We start from the raw sequence: 3,953 nt of genomic DNA on the forward strand, positions 1-3,953 counted from the left end.
CCTCGCCAACGCCGGCGGCGTCATCGTGTCCTACTTCGAGTGGGTCCAGGGCAACCAGGCCTACTGGTGGAGCGAACGCGACGTCGAAGACCGCCTTGCCGAACGAATGCACACCGCCTGGATCGCCGTCACCGAGCACGCCCGGGCGCACGACCTGACCCTGCGTGCGGCCGCCACGGCCCTCGCGGTCCAGCGCGTCGCCGAAGCCCACCAGGTCCGCGGCCTGTACCCCTGACGCGGAAAGCCCGGCGGCAGGTCCCTTTCGAGTTCGATAACGCGAGCCCTCGAGCCGCAACGTCCGAGCGCTGACGTCCTCTAGGACGTCAGCGCTCGGACGTTAGCGGGTTCAGGGGCGGTGCGCGCTCGAGCCTCGGCAGGGGCAGGGGCAGGGGCAGGGGCAGCGCGGAACCGCTAGCGCACCAGGTGGTCGCTTTCGAAGAGGTCATCGATCAGCACGCCGAGGTGGGACCAGTGCTCGGCCGACAGCGCGGCCGCGGCGTCGGCGTCGCCGGCGGCGCAGAGGGCGATGAGCTGCTCGTGGTGGTCGACGGTCTCGCGACTGCCGAGCAGGGAGGAGAACTTGCGGAACAGGATCCGGTGGATCTGGGGGTGCAGCTGTTCGATGAGCCGCGCGACGACGGGGTTCTCGGCCGCCTCGACGATGATCGCGTGGAACAGGTCGTCGGTGACGATGGCCTGCATGACGTCCGTGCCGCGGACGGCCTTGGCGAAGTTCTCGTTCGCCTCGCGGAGCCGCTCCAGATGATCGGGGGTCATGGCCGGCACGCCGTCGCGCACCGCGATGTCGTCGAGGGCGCGCAGGACCTTGAGCGTCGCGAGCACGTCGCGGCGGTCCAGGATGGTGATGCGCGTGTAGACGCCGGGTTTGGACTCGGCCAGCCCGACGTCGACCAGGCGGCTGATCGCCTCGCGCACGGGGGTGCGGCTCAGGCCGAGGCGCGCGGCGACGTCGGTGTCCCGGATCTGCTCGCCGGGGGCGAGCTCGCCGCGGATGATCGCGTCGAGCAGGACGTCGTACGCCTCGAACCGGAGCGGGGGCCTCTTGAGCGGTACCCGATATTCTGGAAGCGGCATATCGCAATTGTCGCCTCTCCTCGTCGAATTTTCCAGATCTTGGTCCCGGGTGTCGCGCGGATCACGGTGCAGTCCCCGCAAGGCCCGCGCGACACCGTCGGGGATCAGCCGGTCTCGCGCGTGTGGTCGACCATCGCGCGGGGGCTCGTGAGCAGCGCGGGGTTGCCCAGGATGTCCTCGAGCTTCTCGCGCGTGAGCAGCCCGTGGGCCAGCACCAGGTCGGCGACACCGCGCCCGGTCGTGAGCGCCTCCTGCGCGATGTCGGTCGCGGCCGTGTACCCGAGGTACGGCACCAGCGCGGTGACGACCCCGATCGAGTTCGCCACGCTCGCGCGCAGGAACTCGGCGTTCGCGGTGATCCCCCCGACGCAGCGCACGGCCAGCGTGCCGCAGGCGGCGCTGAGGTGGTCGATGCTGTCGAAGAGGCTCCGGGCGATGATCGGCTCGAAGGCGTTGAGCTGGAGCTGGCCGGCCTCGGCGGCCATCGTGACGGTCAGGTCGTTGCCGATCACCTCGAACGCGACCTGGTTGACGACCTCGGGGATCACCGGGTTCACCTTGCCGGGCATGATGCTCGAGCCCGCCTGGACCGCCGGCAGGTTGATCTCGGCGAGGCCCGCTCGGGGCCCCGACGAGAGCAGCCGCAGGTCGTTGCACATCTTGGACAGCTTCACCGCGATGCGCTTGAGGACCCCGGAGAGCTGGACGAAGGACCCGACGTCCTGGGTGGCCTCGACCAGGTCGGGCGCCGTCTCGAGACGCACGCCGCTGAGCTCGCCCAGGTAGCGGCAGACCGTGCGGGCGTAGTCGGGGTGCGCGTTGAGCCCGGTGCCGATGGCGGTGCCGCCGAGGTTGATCGACCGGATGAGGTCGCGCGCCTCCTCCAAGCGCTCCTGGTCCTCCCCGACCATGACCGCGAACGTGCCGAACTCCTGGCCGAGCGTCATCGGCACGGCGTCCTGCATCTGGGTGCGGCCCATCTTCAGCATCCCGTCGAACTCCCGGGACTTCGCCGCGAAGGCGCCCCTGAGCACCTCCATCTGGCTGAGCAGGCGGTCGATGCCGAACTGGAGGGCGAGCTTCACCGCCGTCGGGTAGACGTCGTTGGTGCTCTGGCTCATGTTGACGTCCTCGACCGGGTGCAGGTGCTGGTACTGGCCGAGCGCGTGCCCGAGGTGCTCGAGCGCGCGGTTCGCGATGACCTCGTTGGCGTTCATGTTCGTCGAGGTGCCGGCGCCCCCCTGGATGACGTCGACGACGAACTGGTCGTGCAGCAGCCCGTCGCGCAGGTCCCCGCACGCCGCGGCGATCGCGGACGCCTTGGGCTCGGCGAGCAGGCCGAGGTCCCGGTTGCTGAAGGCACCGGCCTGCTTGACGAACGCGAGGGCGGCGATCAGGTCCGGGTAGACCGAGATCGGCACTCCGCTGATGGGGAAGTTCTCCTGCGCGCGCACGGTGTGCACGCCGTAGTAGGCGTCGGCAGGTACGGATCGGTTGCCGAGGAGATCGTGCTCCTCCCGGGTGGTGGTCGAGGGCTTGACAAGCGGGCGAGGATGATCGACTGTAGTCATGGTTCATCCAATATATCGCAGACCGAACGCAGGCGACAACGTTGTTCGCCAGCACAATGGTTCGGTCTTCATCTCCCATCCCGCACCACCTCACACATACCAAAGGCGGTCTTTTGTGACACCCAGTGGTCTCTTGGTGGGGATCCTCGGCGGCATGGGCCCGGCGGCGACCGCCGACTTCTACGCCAAGCTCATCCGGGCCACCCCGGCCGAGACGGACCAGGACCACCTCCGGGTCGTCATCTGGGCCGATCCGCGCGTGCCCGACCGCTCCGCCTCCCTGCTCGACGGCGGCGCGGATCCGGCACCGCTCATCGAGGCCGGCATCCGAGCCCTGAAGGACGCCGGCGCGGACCTCATCGCGATCCCGTGCAACACCGCCCACGCCTTCATCGAAGGTCTCGCCGAACGCTGGGACGTGCCGATCGTGCACATGATCGAGGAGACGGCGCGTCGCATCGCAGGGCTCGACCCCCGCGTCGAGCGGGTCGCCCTGCTCGCGACGACCGGAACCGTCCGGGCCGGTCTCTACCAGGACTGGCTCGGCCGGACCGGGCGGGAGGTCGTCCTCCCGGACGCCCGTGAGCAGGCCTGGATCGCCAAGAGCATCCGTGGCATCAAGTCGGGGGAGACCGGGCTCGAGGTCCGGATCGGGATCGCGGGGATCGTCGCGGCCCTCGCGGCGCGCGGCGCCCAGGCCGTGATCGCCGGCTGCACCGAGCTCCCGCTCGTCCTGCACGACGGCGACGTCTCGATCCCCGTCGTCGATCCCGCCCAGATCCTGGCCGAGGCCGTGGTCGCACAGACAACTACGAGGAGAATTCGATGACCGCAACGGCACTGGAGTCCACCACCACCCATACCGCGGGCGAGCCGTTGGTCGTGCTGACGAAGGTGAACAAGAACTTCGGGTCGCTGCACGTGTTGGCGAACATCGACCTCACGGTGCATCGCGGTGAGGTGCTGGTGGTGATCGGGCCGTCGGGTTCGGGGAAGTCGACGTTGTGCCGGGCGATCAACCGCCTCGAGACGATCGATACCGGCACGATCGAGATCGATGGCGTGCCGCTGCCGGCGGAGGGCAAGGCGCTGGCCCAGCTGCGGGCCGACGTCGGCATGGTCTTCCAGTCGTTCAACCTGTTCGCCCACAAGACGATCCTGGCGAACGTGACCCTCGGGCCGATCAAGGCCAAGGGCGTCAAGAAGGCCGTCGCGGAGGCCACCGCGATGAAGCTGCTGGAGCGGGTCGGCGTCGCGAGCCAGGCGAACAAGCTCCCCGCCCAGCTC

General features: G+C 69.3%; 4 protein-coding genes and 1 pseudogene. 3 read left to right on the forward strand and 2 right to left on the reverse strand.

Features of this window, described 5'->3' with window-relative positions:
- Nucleotides 1-235 (forward strand): annotated as a pseudogene (locus VIM26_RS00860) (glutamate dehydrogenase); the annotation flags it as partial.
- Between the two features lie 176 nt (nt 236-411).
- On the opposite strand, the gene VIM26_RS00865 reads toward VIM26_RS00860, so the two are convergent.
- Nucleotides 412-1,095, reverse strand: coding sequence for a GntR family transcriptional regulator (locus VIM26_RS00865; RefSeq protein WP_331948415.1), 684 nt, complete (start codon nt 1,093-1,095; stop codon nt 412-414).
- Nucleotides 1,096-1,199: 104 nt separating this feature from the next.
- The gene (locus VIM26_RS00870; RefSeq protein ID WP_331948416.1) at nt 1,200-2,666 is read right to left on the reverse strand and encodes an aspartate ammonia-lyase; all 1,467 of its coding nucleotides are present in this window, start codon (nt 2,664-2,666) and stop codon (nt 1,200-1,202) included.
- Between the two features lie 115 nt (nt 2,667-2,781).
- Between VIM26_RS00870 and VIM26_RS00875 the strand changes: the two genes are divergently transcribed.
- Both VIM26_RS00875 and VIM26_RS00880 read left to right on the forward strand, forming a co-directional pair.
- Nucleotides 2,782-3,495, forward strand: coding sequence for an aspartate/glutamate racemase family protein (locus VIM26_RS00875; RefSeq protein WP_331948417.1), 714 nt, complete (start codon nt 2,782-2,784; stop codon nt 3,493-3,495).
- Nucleotides 3,492-3,953, forward strand: a 462-nt coding sequence (locus tag VIM26_RS00880) for an ATP-binding cassette domain-containing protein (RefSeq protein ID WP_331948418.1), incomplete at its 3' end; no start/stop codon positions are given. The genes VIM26_RS00875 and VIM26_RS00880, both read left to right, overlap by 4 nt.

Origin of the sequence: Pengzhenrongella sp. (assembly GCF_036565025.1) — a bacterium.
In the GTDB taxonomy this organism is placed as follows: domain Bacteria; phylum Actinomycetota; class Actinomycetes; order Actinomycetales; family Cellulomonadaceae; genus Pengzhenrongella.

Coding starts and splice junctions, on each gene's coding strand:
- VIM26_RS00865 (WP_331948415.1), bottom strand. CDS start 1,095: ATGCCGCTTCCAGAATATCGGGTACCGCTCAAGAGGCCCCCGCTCCGG.
- VIM26_RS00870 (WP_331948416.1), bottom strand. CDS start 2,666: ATGACTACAGTCGATCATCCTCGCCCGCTTGTCAAGCCCTCGACCACC.